This is a genomic window from Vibrio sp. 10N.286.51.C3, from assembly GCF_003050065.1.
In the GTDB taxonomy this organism is placed as follows: Bacteria; Pseudomonadota; Gammaproteobacteria; order Enterobacterales; family Vibrionaceae; genus Vibrio; species Vibrio crassostreae.
Genome location: NZ_PIGC01000001.1, coordinates 84691 through 103301, shown reverse-complemented (window position 1 = coordinate 103301; position 18611 = coordinate 84691). Strand labels below are relative to the sequence as shown.

General features: G+C 44.7%; 14 protein-coding genes. 10 read left to right on the top strand and 4 right to left on the bottom strand.

Annotation, left to right across the window (positions count from 1 at the left end; translation table 11 throughout):
• Nucleotides 1-165 precede the first annotated feature (165 nt).
• Entirely contained in the window at nt 166-1140 is a 975-nt protein-coding gene (locus tag CWO27_RS00420; RefSeq protein ID WP_055319663.1) for a L,D-transpeptidase family protein, read from the bottom strand.
• Between the two features lie 346 nt (nt 1141-1486).
• Here CWO27_RS00420 and deoD point away from each other — a divergent pair, with 346 nt between their 5' ends.
• From deoD to CWO27_RS00400, 4 genes are all read left to right on the top strand, one after another.
• Nucleotides 1487-2197, top strand: a complete 711-nt coding sequence (deoD, locus tag CWO27_RS00415; protein WP_048661021.1) for a purine-nucleoside phosphorylase — start codon at nt 1487-1489, stop codon at nt 2195-2197.
• Nucleotides 2198-2279: 82 nt separating this feature from the next.
• Complete coding sequence (locus tag CWO27_RS00410) at nt 2280-3749, top strand: lactate dehydrogenase (protein WP_048661020.1); 1470 nt, start codon at nt 2280-2282, stop codon at nt 3747-3749.
• A 186-nt stretch (nt 3750-3935) separates the two neighbouring features.
• Nucleotides 3936-5405 carry a hypothetical protein gene (locus CWO27_RS00405; RefSeq protein WP_048662428.1) on the top strand — a complete coding sequence of 490 codons (1470 nt, stop codon included), beginning with the start codon at nt 3936-3938 and terminating at the stop codon, nt 5403-5405.
• On the top strand, nt 5405-6985 hold the full coding sequence (locus tag CWO27_RS00400) for a GGDEF domain-containing protein (protein ID WP_102432075.1): 1581 nt from the start codon (nt 5405-5407) through the stop codon (nt 6983-6985). Before CWO27_RS00405 ends, CWO27_RS00400 begins: the two co-directional genes overlap by 1 nt.
• Before the next feature lie 65 nt (nt 6986-7050).
• On the opposite strand, the gene CWO27_RS00395 is transcribed toward CWO27_RS00400, so the two are convergent.
• A complete protein-coding gene (locus CWO27_RS00395; protein WP_107898349.1) occupies nt 7051-7953 on the bottom strand; it encodes a DMT family transporter in 903 nt (300 codons plus the stop codon).
• 286 nt (nt 7954-8239) lie between these two features.
• Between CWO27_RS00395 and CWO27_RS00390 the strand changes: the two genes are divergently transcribed.
• From CWO27_RS00390 to CWO27_RS00365, 6 genes are all read left to right on the top strand, one after another.
• Nucleotides 8240-8635 (top strand): DUF3302 domain-containing protein, encoded by a 396-nt coding sequence (locus CWO27_RS00390; RefSeq protein WP_048662431.1) that lies wholly within the window; start codon nt 8240-8242, stop codon nt 8633-8635.
• Nucleotides 8635-9765: an HlyD family secretion protein gene (locus CWO27_RS00385; protein WP_057623594.1), complete on the top strand. Its 1131-nt coding sequence runs from the start codon at nt 8635-8637 to the stop codon at nt 9763-9765. The genes CWO27_RS00390 and CWO27_RS00385 overlap by 1 nt, the downstream gene beginning before the upstream one ends.
• A gap of 303 nt (nt 9766-10068) precedes the next feature.
• Nucleotides 10069-10617 (top strand): ECF-type riboflavin transporter substrate-binding protein, encoded by a 549-nt coding sequence (locus tag CWO27_RS00380; protein WP_004732085.1) that lies wholly within the window; start codon nt 10069-10071, stop codon nt 10615-10617.
• Nucleotides 10618-10623: 6 nt separating this feature from the next.
• The gene (locus CWO27_RS00375; protein WP_107898348.1) at nt 10624-12318 is read left to right on the top strand and encodes an ABC transporter ATP-binding protein; all 1695 of its coding nucleotides are present in this window, start codon (nt 10624-10626) and stop codon (nt 12316-12318) included.
• A complete protein-coding gene (locus tag CWO27_RS00370; RefSeq protein WP_107898347.1) occupies nt 12315-13154 on the top strand; it encodes an energy-coupling factor transporter transmembrane component T family protein in 840 nt (279 codons plus the stop codon). Before CWO27_RS00375 ends, CWO27_RS00370 begins: the two co-directional genes overlap by 4 nt.
• A gap of 222 nt (nt 13155-13376) precedes the next feature.
• A complete protein-coding gene (locus tag CWO27_RS00365) occupies nt 13377-13853 on the top strand; it encodes a hypothetical protein (RefSeq protein WP_048662435.1) in 477 nt (158 codons plus the stop codon).
• 62 nt (nt 13854-13915) lie between these two features.
• On the opposite strand, the gene glgB is transcribed toward CWO27_RS00365, so the two are convergent.
• The gene (gene glgB / locus CWO27_RS00360) at nt 13916-16096 is read right to left on the bottom strand and encodes a 1,4-alpha-glucan branching protein GlgB (RefSeq protein ID WP_048661013.1); all 2181 of its coding nucleotides are present in this window, start codon (nt 16094-16096) and stop codon (nt 13916-13918) included.
• A 175-nt stretch (nt 16097-16271) separates the two neighbouring features.
• On the bottom strand, nt 16272-18452 hold the full coding sequence (gene malQ, locus CWO27_RS00355) for a 4-alpha-glucanotransferase (protein WP_048661012.1): 2181 nt from the start codon (nt 18450-18452) through the stop codon (nt 16272-16274).
• Between the last annotated feature and the right edge of the window lie 159 nt (nt 18453-18611).

Sequence of the window (18611 nt, the reverse complement as noted above, 5' to 3'; positions counted from 1 at the left end):
AGTGCGATTAAGCTGTAGTTTAAATAAGTCGCAAAAGCAGTATATGGACAGCACCACCTCTTAACGGATGTGGTGCTTTTTTTTGGGCGATACTAACTTGAGTAGAAGGGACTAATTCGAGTAGAGAAAGGGAAACCGCCCCTTGTTACAGAAGAGGCAATCGAATTAAAACTCAATCACAGGTGGTGCTATCTCTACAGGCACGCCGTTTTGAGCAAAGATAACCGCCTTCGCTTTTGAATTAGGCAGTTCTGCGTCTTCAAGCCACCATTTTAATTCCACAGGGATCTGTAATGATTTCTTTGAACCATCACTTCGAGTTAATGGTTCGTGCGCTTCGACAAACACACTTCTATCTGGCTCTAGTGACACTTTGATTGGCTCATTGATAATGGTGACCTGTTCGCCACGGTTCACTTGCTCAAACAGCCATTCAATATCCTTAGGTTCCATTCGGATACAACCAGAGCTAACTCGTAAACCTATTCCGAAGTCTTTATTAGTACCATGGATCAAGTAGTCACCAGCGCCATAAGCAAGCCTCAAAGCGTACTCACCCAATGGGTTTTCCGGTCCGGCAGGAACCACTCTCGGTAATTCAATGCCCTTTTCAAGATACTCTTTGCGGATTGAATTTGGTGGCGTCCATGTTGGATTCGGTCTTTTTTGACTTATCTTGGTGATCATCTCGGGGGTATCGCGTCCCACTCGACCGATGCCGACAGGAAAAACATGTACTTGATTTTTATCGGGCTCAAAGTAGTACAACCTCAACTCAGCAAGGTTGATAACAATCCCCTTTCTTGGGGTATCAGGCAGAATCAGACGACTTGGAATGCTCAACACATAACCTTCCGCGGGAAGAAAAGGATCCACTCCTTTGTTGGCTGCCATTAAAGAGAGGAAACCAATATCGTATTGCTTGGCAATGATGGCCAAGGTTTCGCCCGCCACCACTTCATGCTGCTGTATTCTGCCAACAATACGGCTTTCTGTTGGTGGCAATTCAAAGGTTGCAGCAGACACCCACGATGAAGCTATTCCACTGGCAAGCAAAGTAGTTCTTACAACAAGCGATGCTGCCCTGTGTAGTCGGGTTTTCATTGACTGCAAAGGCGTCGAGTTAGCGCAATACGACATACAAATCCTTGGTTTGTCTTTTATCAAAGTTTAGATTATCGCTGATCAAACGTCTCTACAACGTATTGTTGTCTCGAAACTGATAGGCAACAAGTTTATATGTGGGCCTTTTCCTCTCATTGGCTTGCAATTTACCCATACAAAATCGATTGCCTTTACGCTTTCAACATATTTGGTTATCAATATTAATAAAACTATAATGACAGACCTATTTTGTGACTAAAGTCTCATGGAGCCACGTTCTAACTCGCTAATATTGCCTCAACAAAACGAATTCAATTCAACAGAATCGGTAATTGATTAAATCCTGTTCCTATAATTACCGTTTAAACTTTGGAGAACGACCATGGCTACACCTCATATTAATGCTCAAGCTGGTGATTTCGCAGAAACAGTACTTATGCCGGGCGACCCGCTTCGCGCAAAATACATTGCAGAAACATTCCTTGATGACGTGAAGCAAGTTTGTGACGTTCGCAACATGTTTGGCTACACAGGCACTTACAAAGGTAAGAAAGTTTCTGTAATGGGCCACGGTATGGGTATCCCATCATGCTGCATCTACGTACACGAGCTTATCGCTGAGTACGGTGTGAAAAATGTTATTCGTGTAGGTAGCTGTGGCGCAGTACGTGACGACGTTAAACTAATGGACGTTGTTATCGGTATGGGTGCTTCTACTGACTCAAAAGTAAACCGTATTCGTTTCAACAACCACGACTTCGCGGCTATCGCTGATTTCGGCCTTCTAGAAGAAGCAGTAAACCAAGCACGTGCACAAGAAGTTCCAGTTAAAGTTGGTAACGTATTCTCTGCTGACCTTTTCTACACTCCAGAAGCTGACCTTTTCGAAAAAATGGAAAAACTAGGCATCCTAGGTGTTGATATGGAAGCAGCTGGTATCTACGGTGTTGCTGCAGACCTTGGTGCTAAAGCATTGACTATCCTAACAGTATCTGACCACATCATCCGTGGCGAGAAACTAAGCTCTGAAGAGCGTCAAAAGTCTTTCAACGACATGATGAAAGTTGCTCTAGAGACAGCAATCAACATCTAACGACTTGATAAAAGATACATTGAAAAGCGTTACCCCGCAGCCAAGCTCGCTTGGCTGCTCAAATAATCCCGAGGGGGAGATCGTGTCTAACGACAAGCTGCCAAAAGATGCGGATGGTTTGCAACTCAACTTTTGTAAAACATTGGCGTGTGACAACTTTGGCTTGAGCGATGCAAAACGGTATGTTTTGCAACACGCTAACCCTAAGCGTCCAGCGATGGTTTGTCGTGAATGTGGAGCTTTCCCCCCCTTACTTAACAATCGTGAAGTGTTAAGCGAACTTCATCGCCTAAGACAACTTCACAGCGATGGGCTCCCTGCTTGTCGTAATGATGATTGCGATAACTTCGGCTTATCGGTTCATACCCACAAACATCTTTATCATGCCTTCGGCTATAGTGGCGACAGGCAGCGTTATCGATGCAAAGACTGCCAATCAACCTTCGTTGATAAATGGTCTGGATCCAATAAAAAACTTCAATTTCAAGAAAACCTCATGGGCTTACTGTTCATGGGCTATTCCGTACGTGAAATCTGTAGAAAATTAGAGATCAATCCAAAGACTTTCTATGATCATGTTGACCATATCGCGAGCCGTTGTCGTCGTAAATTAGCGATGATCGATGCACGATGGGTTAACCATGCGAAAGATTACGAGTTCGCATCTCACTACCAGCGTCTACAGCCACAAAGTAACAACGGTGTGGTTTGGATAGCGACTGGCGAGGCGCATTCTGGCTACATCCTTTGCCAACACGTTAACTACTCTCAAAATGAAGAGCCATCAGGGAATGTCGACCACAACCCTTATGATGATGTTGCACGCTTTGTATCCAAAGAGCACTCTTCAGAAGCGAATCTCGAACTACCTCAGCCCTCTGACAAACTAAAAGAGCGCATTGAACAGCAGTACCAAGTGATTCTTGCGAGAGGTAACGTTGAGGACCCTATGGGTAACCTCACCACATTTAGCTACCCTTCAAAAGGCGCACTAATTCGACCGCCTTATACCTCTTATGCTCACTTCCTACATGTGTTGGATATGTGTAATGAAGACAAACATGTCGCCATCTATATGCCACAAGATCCATTACTAAGATCTGCCGCTTTAAGCGTATGTTTGCCGCGCATTCAGAGTCAAAATATTGACCTTATGTATGTAGAGGAAGATTCAGGCTGGCAAGACGATCAAAGTTTTGAAAAGATCGACATCGTTCATATGAGTTGGTGGCGAGATCGTTGGGCTATTGCGAATCAAGGTGATAATCAGAAAGGCATCTGCTACCTAACAGGTAACAATCCAGAACCAAAACAGTGGTTTAACACAGCCTCAATTCAACAAACTAAGTTCTATCAACAGCGCTTTCAGCTGTTATTTGATAGCTTCATCAATGAGCCCAGACGTAAACTTCGTCCTGGGGGCATTCTTCCATTACTCGACATATTTAGAGCTTGGCACAATCTGTGCTACCAAGATAAGCAAGGGCTCACGGCAGCGCAACGCTTGGGCGTAGCAGAGCAGCCATTAACTCTAAAGCAACTACTTTCATAGCAACAAAGCCTCTAGATAATTATTCGGGAACTCATTGATTTTAAAGCAACAACATGAGGTAACACCCATAATTAGAAAAGATCGATGTTCCTTTGACGCTCTAAGAAAGATAATTGGTGCTTATCTCAAATTACACTCTTATAATGATTGTGTTATCAATATGTTCGATAATCATGGATCTAAGTCTTGGACAAAAATCAGTACCTTCTTGAAACAGAATTAGAAAAACTCAAAACTCGTGTTGACTCTGAGCCATCGGTGATCCTAGAGATCGCTCAACAGTGCCTAGTCAGATCAGAGCAAGTTCTGTTTGAAGAGGGTGCCATCCAGTCATTGATGTTAATGGCAAGGTGTAGCTGGAACCTGATGGATTACCAGAAAGGTTTAAAGCACATCAAGGAAGCCTATAAGCGCCAAAGCCGATTAGATACCGACCTTTTTCTCCCTGAAATCCTCCATTTACACGCTCTCCAGTTCTGGGGGCAAGCCAAATATTATTCCGCCCAACAGTTTTGGATCAATGCTTTAGAGCAATCTGCGTTGGTTGATGAAGTCGAAATTCAAATTGAATGCCTCATTGGTCTCGGCAATATTTGGCGAATGACCCACGAATATAAACTTGCACGTTCTACTCACCAACTTGCCGTTAAAGTGGCTAACAACAGCCGCATTGGTTGGTTAGAGGGCAAAGCCAGAATACTGCTCGCGTGGGATTACTATCTGCTCAACAACTATGTTGAAATGCTATCGGTACTAGACGGTGCAGAAGAAGCATTAAAAGACCATAAAGATAACACTTGGCATGCAGAAGTATGGGACTTCCGAGGCCTTGCTCTACTTGGTCTTGAACGCTTAGATGACGCAGAGCGCGCCACTGCCAAAGCGCACAGTCTGGCAGTCGAACACAACCTAGTTTGGATGAAGGCGCATTCATACATCAGTCGAGCTCGATTGGATCTCCTGAGAAAAAGGCCAGAACAAGCGGCAGAATTACTGAGACTCGCTGAACAATCCGCCAATGAATTTGATAATGGTGAATTGCTTAGCCAAATTTGTTACCAACAGTCCTTGGTTGCAGAAGAAAACCAGGATTTCAAAGCAGCATTAGTCGCCTTTAAAAAGTACCGTCAATATTCTATCGGCATGCTTAAAGAGCAAACTAATCGTGTCGGTTTGGACAAAGCACGCAGTTCAAAACGCCAGCTTGAACAGAGGGCACGAAAGCTGATTAATCGTATTCGTGGCCAACACGAATACGATCCTGAAAAGCACCTATCTTACGTTGTCTCTGAAACCTTTTGGTGGGAAAAACTGGTCCTCTTTAAGACAGAGCTTAAGCGTTCAAACCACAGCATCATTATGTTCCATCATGTCGATACTGATTACTTAGATGTCTGTACCGAGATTGCTCATGCTTTATGTAACCAGAATGACTTCATTGCAAGGCTAAGTTCTGAACGTGTGGCTCTTATGCTTTCCGAAAAAGGCGAAGCCGCAGAGCAAACCTTCCAAACTCTCAGCACCATGCTTGATATTTATCCTTGGCATAGAAAAGGATTAAAAGGTTCAAGACCGACCGTCAGCCTCAATGATATTTTGACGTTCCCGTTTACGCTTGAACAATTAGAAGAAGACGATGCTGAGGTAATAGAATAATGGAAACGCTATTAAGCAAGATCACAGACGCCGGTTTAGACCCTTCATCGGTATCAGGTGAAGAAGCGATCATCTTCTGGAACCACATTCGCCAGCACGTTTCGACAACGCAAACAGAGCAAGCGCACTGCTATATCATCAGCTCTGAATACCGTGCCGAGTTACAACAAAATCAAACCAGTATCGAAGAGTTGAGACGAGCACTCGATCTGCTCCACCTTCCTGCCGATATTGAAGACATTCTGACAGTCAAGACCAGCCTAAGTGACCGCTTAGTTGAAATTGGTGATTACACGTCAGCACTCAATGAATTCATCAGTTCATCGACAATCGCGGTTGAACACGGCCATATCGATGAGTATGTACTAGCAATTTTAGGCATGGGGAACCTGTGTGATTCCTATGGCGATCACAACAGAGCCCTTCGTTATTACCAAAAAATCAGCAGCATAGACCATGCGATAAGCAGTCGCTCACTTCGCCTCAAATTCAAGCTGCATATGGTGGCGAGCTTGCTTCTGCTCAACCGTATTACTGCAGCCAGCGATTTACTGAATGAGTGCGAAGAACTGAGTATTTTGGTGAGTGACAAGTTACTCACAGCTCAAATATTGCTTTACCAAGCAAAGGTGCTGCGCGCTAAGAAAAAATATCATGAAGCGCTACGCTGTCTGTCCAAGGTTCAATACCCAGCCAACAGCACTCAAGCAAGCTGGCTTTCGACTATGACTCGTCTAGAGCTAGCACATTGTCTAAGTGCAACTGGCAAGCAAGACTACGCGAGCATGATTTTGTCGAGCACAGACAAACGTGTGAAAGCCTACTCGTCGCCAGTGCTTGCGAAGCGATTCTACGATTCGCTGAGTGACGTGTGTATGAATCAAGGACGTTTTCAAGAAGCGCTAAGCTATGAGAAAAAAGGCTACCGAATTGAAACCGATCTAATGAAGCAGATCCCGATCAGTGAACTCGGTGCAAGCCAGTTACGCCGCTTGTCTCGTTTTGAGTTACAACTCAAACTCATTCTCTCTGAACAAGAAAACAAAGAACTAAAAGAGACGACTGAGCAACACAAGAATGCGGTTGCTCAACTTCAACAAGACGTATTCACCGATCCATTGACAGGATTACACAACCGTCGTTGGTTAGATGTGAAACTGAAAGATATGCTGCTGCACGACACCTCTTTCGCATTGATGGTTATCGATATTGACCACTTTAAGTCTATCAATGATGAACTAAGCCACTTAGTGGGTGATAAAGCGATCGTCAGCGTCTCTCAAGAGCTTAGATCGTACTTCAAGTTCAGAGGTGCATCCTGTGTACGATTTGGCGGAGAAGAGTTTTTGGTCATCCTAGAGAACAGCGATCTCGCTAAGGCAGAAATGCACTCTGAAAATTATCGAGAACGCATCTTCCAGTTCGGATGGCATGAAATACTTGGGGAGCGCGGTTTGACCGTGAGTATCGGTATCACTTTGCATCGTGACGGAGAGAATACTCAACGCACCTTCTACCGTGCCGATAAAGCGCTATACCGAGCTAAAGCCAACGGCCGCAATCAAGTCTGTACAGAGTAGAGCCATGGCACTCTTTACCTCTTTAGCTCTTTAGCTCTTTAGCTCTGTAACTAAAAGCCTGCCCCTTATTGATAAAAGAACAAAGAAATTCCCGCAAGGGCGACAAGTGTGCCGATGACACTTTGCTTTGACACCTTTTCCCCTTTCAGCGCATAAATCACCAAAATAAAGACAGGGCTGGTCGCTATCAATGTTTGTGCAACCGCAGGGTTAGCATTTTTCAGCGCCACTTGCTGGAGCCAAAGGGCGAGAAACGTCCCAACAAAGATCGCCCCTAATAACCAAAGTTTGTCGAGCTTGGTCATTTCCCATAAATCTCTTTTTATCGATGAATAAGGCTTCTTTTCAACGAAAGGGATAATTAGCATTACGACAGACACGCCAATCGTCAGGCGAATCAAAGCACCTAACAATGGTGGAATGTCACCCGCCACTAACGCGTAATGAGAAATAACCACACCAGATGCCTGACAAACACTCGCCACAAGCCCATAACCAATGCCACCCCACTCCGCTTTGTCATTCGAATCACCGCTCGCCGATTTTGATGGCTGGAAGACGACGAAGGTCACCGCTAGTGTTGTAATCACGACACCGAGCCAGCTTTGCAATGTCAATACAGCGCCAAGGAACATCAACGCTAATACACCAGAAAGAGGCGGTGCCAAAGATTCCAATAGTAGAGTCTTATTGGCGCCGATTCTTTTCAATGCCGCAAAATAGGCGCTATCTCCGATCGCTATTCCAATTACACCTGAAATTGCCAATATCAGAAAATGGTTGGTACTAAGCTCAAAATCCGGCATTGGGATAAGAGGCATTACCAGCAACATCATCCCAGATGCCACTACACCCTTAACAATATTCAGTTGCATTGCAGAGAAGCGATGTCCAAATTGTCCATAAATCCATGTCGCACACGCCCACACAATCGCAGCACCAATGGCCGCCAATTCACCTACATACATCCGTGTTTGTCCTTTATTTTTTGTTGTTATGACTATGGCTATGGCTATGGCTATGGCTATGCGCATCGTTTGAATCGGAACTGTCATCATGTCAGCTTGAATACCAACAAAGAAGCCGAAATAACCTCTTCAAATACGATTGAATTTTATAAGATCCATCCATGCTTTGAGTCACATAAGAAGCGACAACATATTATTTCAAATTGGTAAATCATTTTTATAACAATTACTTGGATGATAGCGTAGTATATTTATAACTTAACATCTAACATTACAAGGATCTGTTATGTTTTTAGACTACTTTGCACTCGGTCTACTGATTTTCGTAGCATTAGTCATCTTTTACGGCATCATCGTTATTCACGATATTCCCTATGAAATTGCGAAAGAACGCAACCACCCTCATCAAGATGCCATTCACGTCTCAGGCTGGGTTAGCCTATTCACTTTACACACTATTTGGCCGTTCCTTTGGATTTGGGCTACGTTGTGGCGCAAAGATCGTGGCTGGGGCTTCGCTAAGCTTGAAGAAGAACAACACGACATTCATCACCGTGTCGACTCTCTAATCGACCAAGTGAGCACACTTCAGGACGAAATTGCCCAACTCAAACAAGCGGCTACTGTGCAAAACAGCACAGAGAAAGAGACCACCAACGTTCAAGATCAGGAGGCTAAGTAATGGATTTACTGCTGATAATGACCTACGCGGCACTTTGTATTACGATTTTCAAAGTATTCAATATCCCTCTAAACAAGTGGACGGTTCCAACTGCGGTACTTGGTGGGGTCGTACTCATAGGTACTTTGATTCTATTGATGAACTACAACCATCCGTTCACGCAAATCGGTAACCAAGTTTACTCAACAACACCGATTGTTTCTGGTGTGCGCGGCAAAGTAATTGAAGTTCCTGTTGAAGCGAATAAGCCTCTTCAGAAAGGCGATATCCTTTTCAAGATCGACCCTATCCCTTTTGAAGCGGCCGTTGCAAAACTGGAAGCGCAAGTCAAAGAAGCGAGCCAAGGCGCTCTAGGCTTAGAGTCTCAAGTGGGAGAGGCTGAAGCCGCCAAAATAAAAGCAATTGCAGAAAGAGACAAAGCACAGCGTGAATTCTCTCGATACAAACGTGGGTTCGAAAGTGGCGCATTTACCGAGCAACAACTCGATACTCGTCGACAAGCGTACAAAGGTGCAGAAGCTGCAGTGAAAGTTGCAGAGGCGAATCAACAACAAGCTCAAATCGCACTCAACTCAGAAATTGGTGGCGAGAACACAGCCGTTGCAGGTTTACTTGCCGATTTACGTAAAGCCCAATTTGACTTAGACCAAACTATCGTTCGTGCGCCAACAGATGGTTATGTGACGCAACTTGCCCTTCGCCCAGGTGTCATGGCCGTGCCACTTCCACTGGCTCCAGTGATGACATTTGTTCACACCGAAGCTCAGTTCTACACCGCTGCTTTTAGACAAAACTCATTGCAGCGTCTGCAACCAGGGTTCGAAGCTGAGTTCTTATTCAGAGCTCTACCAGGCAAAGTGTTTAAAGGCCGTATTGATGAAGTATTGCCTGCGATTGGTGAGAGCCAATTCCAAGCTCGAGGTGCTTTACTAGGTACTGATGCTCTGCGTACCAGTGGTCGCGTGTTTGTTAAGTTAACCATCACAGATGACCTATCTGAATACCATCTACCTATGGGTACTGCGGTTGAGGTTTCGGTTTATTCTGACAGCTTCACTCACGTATCTATCATGCGTAAGGTGCTTATTCGTATGAAGAGTTGGCAAAACTATCTATACCTAGACCACTAAACGGTCGTAGATATGCGACGAAGCCGCTTAACACATTGTTAAGACGAATGAAAAAGCCAGACCCTGCTCTGGCTTTTTTGTTGCTTGATTAACCGTAAAATTGCGCTTTTTACACGATATTTAAGTGTTCAGATGGAATTTTAGACATCTAGACACTTACCTTCCCTTATGGAAGGGTTCTACTGTATAATGCGCGCCTTATTTTTTATATTTGCCCAAAAAACGTTCTCATTGAGACGCATATTAATAATGGCGAATATTCGTTCTTTATTCAGCTTTATCTTTCAGTATTCGAGGTTATCTATGAACTTTTCAGCTAAAACAGTGGTCGTTATTGCCATTGGCGCGGCACTGTACGGCATTGGTGGTTTACCTATGTTTGGTGTTCCAGTGTTTGCGAACACGACATTGAAACCAGCGATGGCAGTCCTAGCACTATTTTCTGTTTTGTTCGGCCCAATTGTTGGCTTCTTAGTTGGCTTTATCGGTCACTGGGTTACGGATCTGTTCGCAGGTTGGGGCGTGTGGTTAACTTGGGTTTTAGGCTCAGGTATAGTAGGCATGGTTATCGGCTTGTTCCCTATGATGACTAAGAACCGTCTTCAACAAGGCGAACTGCCAATGAAAGATTTTGTATTGTTCGTGATACTGGCCCTTGCAGGTAACGTTGTAGGCTATGGCTGCTCTGCGTTCCTAGACACCATCCTATACGCAGAACCGTTTACTAAAGTCTTCACTCAACTGTCTATCATCGCAGCGGGTAACACCGTTCTGATCGCTGTTGTGGGCTTCCTGATCCTAAAATCAGTCGCTAAACGCAACAAACAAAGCCGCAACCTGACTGAGGCATAAGCGATAATGACTATAGCATTTTCGAACTTCTCTTTTAGATATGAGTCGCTGGATAAACCGACGCTAAAAAATATCAATCTAAGGATAGAGAAAGGAGAGAAAATCGTCATTATTGGACCAAGTGGTAGTGGTAAATCTACCCTAGGTCAGTGTCTCAATGGTTTGATACCTCATGCAATCAAAGGTGAGGTAACGGGCTCTTTAGAGATAAACGGCAAGAATACCTCTGAGTTTTCGATGCACGATTATACCGAGCAAGTCGGCACGGTATTACAAGATACTGACAGCCAGTTTGTGGGTTTAAGTATCGGTGAAGATATCGCTTTCGCACTCGAAAACCAGTTGATGTCGAACATTGATATGTACCCGTTAGTTAAGTCGACTGCAAAAATGGTCGACCTAGCGGGCATGCTTGAGCGTTCACCTCATGACCTTTCTGGTGGTCAAAAGCAGCGAGTATCATTAGCGGGCATCTTAGTTGACGACGTTGATATCTTGTTGTTTGATGAGCCTCTAGCAAGCCTTGACCCTAAAACGGGTAAGGCAACGATTGAGATCATCGACCAGCTGCATAAAGAAACCAACAAGACCATCGTGATTATCGAGCACCGCCTCGAGGATGTCCTACATCGCGATATCGACCGCGTGATCTTAATGGAACGCGGTGAAATCGTCGCTGACACGACACCCGATGAAATCTTGGCTTCTGAATTACTTGATACACACGGTATTCGTGAACCGCTTTACTTGTCGGCGCTTAAGGCGGCGAAAGCCCCACTAACCAGCGAAGACAAGCTGTCAAACCTCAAAGCTTTAGACTACAAAAGGTTCCGCCCTGCTGTTCAAGCTTGGTTTGCTGAGCGCCCAGCCCCGGTAGCAGAGAAGCAGTACCCACCTTTACTCGAAGTTCATGGTCTGACTTATTCTTATGACGGCGAGAAGAACGCACTCGAAAATGTCAGCTTCAAGATTGGCAAAGGTGAGTTTGTTTCGATTCTGGGCAAAAACGGTTCGGGTAAATCAACCATCACTAAACTCATCATGGGTGTGATCGATGCCGATTCAGGCTCTTCCTATCTAAATGGTGAAGACCTATCTGAACTTTCTATCTTTGAAAGAAGCCAGAAAGTCGGTGTCGTGATGCAGAACCCAAATCATATGATCTCGCATCATATGATTTTTGACGAGGTTGCTTTTGGTCTTCGTAACCGCAACATTGCAGAAGAGCTGATCACAGAAAAAGTAGAGCATGTTCTTGAGTTGTGTGGGCTGAGTAAGTTCCGCCGCTGGCCGATTGAAGCACTGAGCTACGGTCAGAAAAAACGTGTAACCATCGCGTCTATCTTAGTACTGGAGCCTGAGCTTCTTATCTTGGATGAACCGACTGCAGGTCAAGACTACCGTAACTACACATCGATGCTGGCATTCATCCAAAAGCTTAATCGTGATTTGGGTATTACTGTTGTAATCATCTCACACGACATGCACCTCGTTCTAGAGTACACCACACGTTCAATCGTGATTGCAGACAGCAAGCTGATTGCCAATACCGCGATGACAGAAGTATTCAGTCAGCCTTCGCTGTTAGAACGCGCAAATCTTTGTACCACCAGCATTTATGAACTCGCGACCATGATGAAAATCGACGACACCAATGCATTTATGCAGTACTTCATCGACTACGAGAGAAGTGCTCAATGAATGCATCAAAAGTAAAATTCGGCATCAATTACATTGATACCAAATCACCGCTACACGCTCTCAATGGCATCACCAAGTTTGCACTGTTTTTAGCTTGGGTAACCGTTGTTCTTACAACGTTCGATCTTAGACTCATCGTTGTTTTGATCCTGACTGGCTTATATCTATTAAAGCTGACTCAAGTTCCTGTTCGTGTTTACAAGCCGCTATTGATTGGTACTGCAAGTGTTCTGAGCCTAAATGCTTTGTTCATGTATCTATTGGCTCCACAGCAAGGTACAGAGCTCATCGGCAGTGAAACATTATTATTGACGCTTCCTGGCAATTACTCATTGAGCCAAGAGACTCTGTTTTACTTAGTCACTGTCACGCTCAAGTACATGAGCATGTTCCCGATAGCGTTGATTTTTGTCTTCACAACGCATCCAACTGAGTTTGCAGCGAGTCTCAACCGTATCGGAGTTCCTTACAAAATTGCTTATGCGGTGAGTTTAACCCTGCGTTACTTGCCTGAGGTTAAGAAGGACTTCATCAATATCATGCACGCTCAACAGGCTCGTGGAGTAGAACTATCTAAGAAGGCACCACTCATTACCCGTATCAAAAATGTTGTTAAAGTGTTAGGGCCATTGATTTTTTCAAGCTTAGATAGAGCAGATGAGATCTCAAATGCGATGACACTGCGCGGTTTCGGACGACATAAATCTCGCACTTGGTATAGCTATGCACCTTTGAAACGTATCGACTTTGTTTGTTTGAGTGTCATCGCTTTTATCGTGGTGTTAGCCATTGCGAAACGCATTCTAGAGCCGCAGTTATTTTGGTATCCGTTCTAGCTTTCTGAATTAGCAATATAAACAAAGACTTTAGATAACACACCGCTCAATAGAGCGGTGTTTTTATATGGACTTAGAGCTGGTTGAAATTCAAGCGAACGATCTATATCTATCGAATTTTGACGATAAACTGACGTTTTTATTATCTCTAGGCTTTGAGATCTCTATCAGAAACTATTAATATATGTGTTTACAGAATGTTACACTCAATAGAGATTTGTAATGGCTCGAATTACCCAAGCTCAGAAAATAGAAAATCAAAAAAACTACGATGAAATCGTATTAAATCTTTTTCTAGCAGAAGGACATGAAGCGCTAACTTATGCAAGGATTGCTCAAGAAATCGGCATTAGTTTAACTACGTTGCAAGGGTACTATCCTTCAACACGTGCAGTAAGAACTGTCTTACATGAACACGTATTAGCTATTATGATGAAGTCATTAGACTTTTCAGATCAGGAGACGTTTTATCGCTCTTGGCAAAGCGCACTTACTGAAAAACCTTTTAGACACTCTATCAAACTAATGTTTTTCCATGCATCGCAAAACTGTGTTCCAGAAGAGTTCAACTTACAAGTTGATGGTGAATTTCGCCAAAAGATGACTGAAAGGTTCGGGGCTGATGCAAGGGCGATCATTGAAGTGGTCATTGGACGCTCACTACTACAACTCACCAATTTTAGTAGAACTCCAGCGTAAAACAGCAACTGACAACAAAAAAATGGGAGCCTTTCGGCTCCCGTCTTATTTTAAGCTAGCGCTTATTTCAACTTATAGAATATTGTTGAAAGTGGCGGTAAACGCAGCTCAATCGAAGTGTCTAGACCTTCGCTTTCTACCGATTCAATCTCAGCTGTCTGCTTCACTTCAAAACCACTGCCCGCATAATCAGTTGAGTCTGTATTCAACAGTAGTGAGTACTCACCTTTTGCAGGAACACCTAAGCGGAAATGCTCGTGAGGAACGGGTGTAAAGTTTGAGACAACTAATACACGCTCACCAGATTCACTGATGCGCTCATGTGCAAGAATGCTCGCTTCAGCAGAGTCCTGTAGACGCCACTCAAAGCCTTTCGGGTCAAAATCAAGATCGTGCATTGCAGCTTCAGAGCGGTACAGATTATTCAGGTCTTTCGTTAAACGCTGAACACCTTGATGACGATCATAATCTAACAAGAACCATTGCAATTGGTCATCATGGTTCCATTCGGCCGTCTGACCAAATTCTGCACCCATGAAATTCAGCTTCTTACCCGGCTGAGCATACATGTAACCCATATAAGCACGAAGGTTTGCCGTTTGCTGCCATTCATCACCAGGCATCTTGTTGTGGATAGAGCCCTTACCGTAAACCACCTCATCGTGAGACAGAGACAATACGTAGTTCTCACTGTGAGCGTAAACTAACGGGAAGGTAATCGTATCGTGGTGATATTTACGGTTGATTGGATCTTCTTGGATGTAAGACAAGCTATCGTGCATCCAACCCATGTTCCACTTAAAGCCGAAACCTAAGCCGCCCATAAAGGTCGGTGCTGAAACACCCGGGAAAGCGGTAGACTCTTCAGCAATTGTCATCGCATTCGGGAAGTGCTTGTATACTTCTTCGTTCATCCACTTAAGCGTAGCGATAGCATCGTAGTTTTCGTTGCCGCCGTCTGCGTTCGGAATCCATTGATCATGGCTGCGCGAGTAATCGAGGTAAAGCATCGAAGCGACTGCATCAACACGAATGCCATCAATGTGGAATTGCTCGAACCAGTACAATGCGTTAGAAACTAAGAAGCGACGTACATGCTCTTTGCCTAAATCGTAAATGTACGAGTTCCAATCTTGGTGCCAACCACGACGTGGATCTGGATCATGGAACAATGGCGTACCGTCGAAGTTTGCTAGGCCGTGATCATCACTTGGGAAGTGAGCAGGAACCCAATCCAGAACAACACCAAGACCTGCTTGGTGACACTGATCGACGAAGTATTTGAAATCATCTGGAGAACCAAAACGGCTAGTCGGTGCAAATAGACCTACTGGCTGATAGCCCCAAGAACCGTAGAATGGGTGCTCTGAAACTGGCATTAGCTCAACGTGCGTGTAGCCAAGATCTGTTAGGTATGGGATCAGCTCTGCCGCAAGCTCGCGATAATTTAAGAACTCACCTTCAGCGTTACGCTTCCAAGAACCCGCGTGCAGTTCATAGAACGAAAGCGCTTCTTTACGCTTTTGCGTCACTGGACGATTCTGCCACTTAGTATCTTGCCACTCGTAACGAGCGTGATCGTAAGTCACAGAAGAAAATGATGGGTATTGCTCTGAGTAAAAACCCCATGGGTCGGCTTTATGCGGTAAGCCTTCGCCATTTGGTCCTTTTAATTCAAACTTGTATTGAGCGCCCTCTTCCAGTTCAGGAATGAATAGGCCCCACATACCGTAATCTAAGCGTTGCATTGGGTGGCGGCGACCATCCCAAGCGTTGAAGTTACCTATCAAGCTTGCCGCTGTTGCGTGCGGTGCATACACCAAGAAACGAGTACCTGCAATCGTCTGTCCATCACGCTCTAGCGTAATAAACTGAGCCCCCATGTGATGGTACATATCTTTCGGTGTGTGAAGATCTTCGTAGCTCGCGTACAGATCGTGGTACTGGTACGGATCATCGATGATCTGTTCTACACCAGCCCAATCAACCGCAAGCTTATAGTGAGTGAAACGCAAATCTCTCTCTTGCTTAAGAATGAAACCACTTTCACCCTCTCGCGATAACTCAATACGAGGTTCCTTTCCAACAATCAACTCGACTTTATCTGCTCCAGGAATCCATACACGTAATGCACCTTGATCAGAAGGTAAGTATGGACCTAAAAACGCAAATGGGTCTGTGAAGCAAGCCTGTGATAGTTGGGTATATATTTGTTTTTGCTTTGAAATCGAACTTAGTTCCAAAACGTTTCTCCCTAACCAAACATCCAAAAAATATAATACAAAAATGCCCGCTATTAGTGCGGGCAATATAACGACGGTTTATTCTACCAGATGAGCATTCATTATTGAGTGACCGAGGTTGTAGTTTCGTACGGCGTAAGCAAAAAACCACCTAATTTCAAGTCACTCAACGTCATTACTTACCTGCTTTTTCTCGAACGTCAGTTAGCTTAGAAGCGATACGATTAACGCCTTCATGAGCAAAGATTTCGTCCAAGTTCATTGATAGTTTACGACGCCAGTTAGGATACTCATCGACCGTGCCAGGAATGTTTACCGGCTTATCCATCTCTAACCAATCTTCCAGCTGAACACTCAATAGTGTTGAACCACCAGCTGCTACGTGCAGTTGAAGAGCTTCAGCAAGGTAAGAATCCATCGGTACTTTGCTTGCATCGCGACCCACACCTTCAGGTAGGAAACCATGCCATGCCACTGAGTCTAAGATACCTTGTTTGCACTCAAGACGGTCATCGAACAGAGTTTCTAGCTGTGCTGCATCTGGGTATAAACCAATCTCTTGGCCCATCTTCAAGTCATCACAGTGCCAGAAGCCACGTAATGTTGGCATATCGTGCGTACACAGTGCCGCCATTGATTGTGATGCATAGTGTTTCGGTGAGATGAAACCACCGTCTTCTTCTGATGTTTCAAAGAAGAACACTTTGTAAGAGTGCACGCCAGCATCTGCTAGAATGTCTACAATCTCATCAGGCACCGTGCCTAAATCTTCACCGATAACGCTACATTGGTAACGGTGAGATTCGAGCGCAAGAATCGACAGCATGTCTTGTACTGGGTAGTAGATGTAAGCGCCTTTGGTTGCGTTTTCACCCTTTGGAATCCACCACAAACGCAGTAGACCTAAAACGTGGTCAATACGCAGTGCACCACAATGTTTCATGTTCGCACGAAGTAGCTTGATGTAAGCATCGTAGCTTGTTTCTTGAAGCACTTCTGGGTTCAGTGGTGGTAAGCCCCAGTTTTGGCCTAGAGGACCAAGAATATCAGGTGGAGCACCAATGCTCGCATCCATCACTAGGTTGCCTTCGTCAGCCCAAGTTTCGCTGCCCGAATCTGCAACACCTACCGCTAAGTCACGGTACAGGCCAACAGCCATGCCTTTCTCTTCAGCAAGAGACTGTGCATCGTTGATCTGGCAATCTGCTAGCCATTGTAGGTACATGTACAGATGAACGTTTTCTAGGTTCTCTTTGATATACTTCTGTGTCGCTGGGCTGTCGAATGTACGGTACTTCTCAGGGAATACCGGCCATCCCCACATGCCAGAATCTTCAGCATGTAGTTCACCATGTAGAGCATCAAACGCGGCTTGATGCATTAGGCTGTCGCCCCCCTCTTCTACGAAGGCTAAGAACGCTTGTGCACGGTCGCTGTTCTTGTCTAAATGACGAGTCTTAAACTCTGCAAATAGCAAAGGCAAGATGCTCATCTTCAGCTCAGACACTTCAGTGTAGTTTACCCAGTGTGCTTCACGCGCTTTTTGTAGACGCTGCTGGAACTCTGCGCTGCCTACCGTTTGTTGTGCTTCTGCACTTAGTGCGAATTCAGGTACTGAACTCACATCAATGTATAGGATGTTCAACCAGCGACGAGAAGACGGGCTGTATGGGCTCGCGCCTTCAGGGTTCGCAGGGAACAATGAGTGGATTGGGTTTAGACCAACGAAATCACCGCCGCGAGAAGCGATATCAGCAACAAGCTGTTTTAGGTCACCGAAATCACCAATACCCCAGTTGTGCTGAGTTCTTAGTGTGTAAAGTTGAACACTTGGTCCCCACAGCTTTTTGCCTTGCTCGATTGGTGACTGCTTGAAACACGCTTTTGGCGTAATAATCAGTGTCATCTCGTAAGGCTTCTTACGGCGCTTACGGCTCACAATTAGCTTGTGATAACCCCATGCCAAATCACTTGGCAATGCAAACACTAAAGGGCCACCCTCAGCACGCTCATCACGAACGACTTGAGATTGAAGATAGCCTTCAAGTACCTCTCCTTGCTCGGTTTCTAAGCGCCAGCTGAACTCACTTTCACGAGCACTTACACCTAGATTAAGCGCCACTTCTACTGGCTCACCGTCACGCAAGACAAGAACTGGGTCTAGTACATCTTTTTTGTGTTTTCTTTCTGCTGACTTAAGCAGTGCATCATCGCTGCTTGTATCGTAGCCCAACGAAGCCAATAGAGACGTAATCGTCTCGTCTGATACTTGTGCTTCATCGCCCCACGCACTAACGTAACTGTCGGCAATGTTTGCCATTTCTGCGACTTGTTTTAATACGGTCTGTTCTTTCATCGCTCTCTCCGAAAACGTTCTGACGCTTTCTATTTTGTAGGGTTGTTAATTTAATTTCTTACTAATCAATTAGCTTGTGACAATCAGTTTGTAAGCATTGCTATCGGATAAGCCATCTGTTTGCTCACAAGCTAATTGAGCCAAGGCAGAAACTGCCTT

Excerpts from the sequence above, each read along its gene's own strand:
- CWO27_RS00420 (WP_055319663.1), bottom strand. The coding sequence starts at position 1,140 with ATGTCGTATTGCGCTAACTCGACGCCTTTGCAGTCAATGAAAACCCGA.
- CWO27_RS00385 (WP_057623594.1), top strand. The coding sequence starts at position 8,635 with ATGGATTTACTGCTGATAATGACCTACGCGGCACTTTGTATTACGATT.
- CWO27_RS00380 (WP_004732085.1), top strand. The coding sequence starts at position 10,069 with ATGAACTTTTCAGCTAAAACAGTGGTCGTTATTGCCATTGGCGCGGCA.
- CWO27_RS00370 (WP_107898347.1), top strand. The coding sequence starts at position 12,315 with ATGAATGCATCAAAAGTAAAATTCGGCATCAATTACATTGATACCAAA.
- CWO27_RS00390 (WP_048662431.1), top strand. The coding sequence starts at position 8,240 with ATGTTTTTAGACTACTTTGCACTCGGTCTACTGATTTTCGTAGCATTA.
- deoD (WP_048661021.1), top strand. The coding sequence starts at position 1,487 with ATGGCTACACCTCATATTAATGCTCAAGCTGGTGATTTCGCAGAAACA.
- CWO27_RS00375 (WP_107898348.1), top strand. The coding sequence starts at position 10,624 with ATGACTATAGCATTTTCGAACTTCTCTTTTAGATATGAGTCGCTGGAT.
- CWO27_RS00395 (WP_107898349.1), bottom strand. The coding sequence starts at position 7,953 with ATGTATGTAGGTGAATTGGCGGCCATTGGTGCTGCGATTGTGTGGGCG.
- CWO27_RS00365 (WP_048662435.1), top strand. The coding sequence starts at position 13,377 with ATGGCTCGAATTACCCAAGCTCAGAAAATAGAAAATCAAAAAAACTAC.
- CWO27_RS00400 (WP_102432075.1), top strand. The coding sequence starts at position 5,405 with ATGGAAACGCTATTAAGCAAGATCACAGACGCCGGTTTAGACCCTTCA.
- malQ (WP_048661012.1), bottom strand. The coding sequence starts at position 18,452 with ATGAAAGAACAGACCGTATTAAAACAAGTCGCAGAAATGGCAAACATT.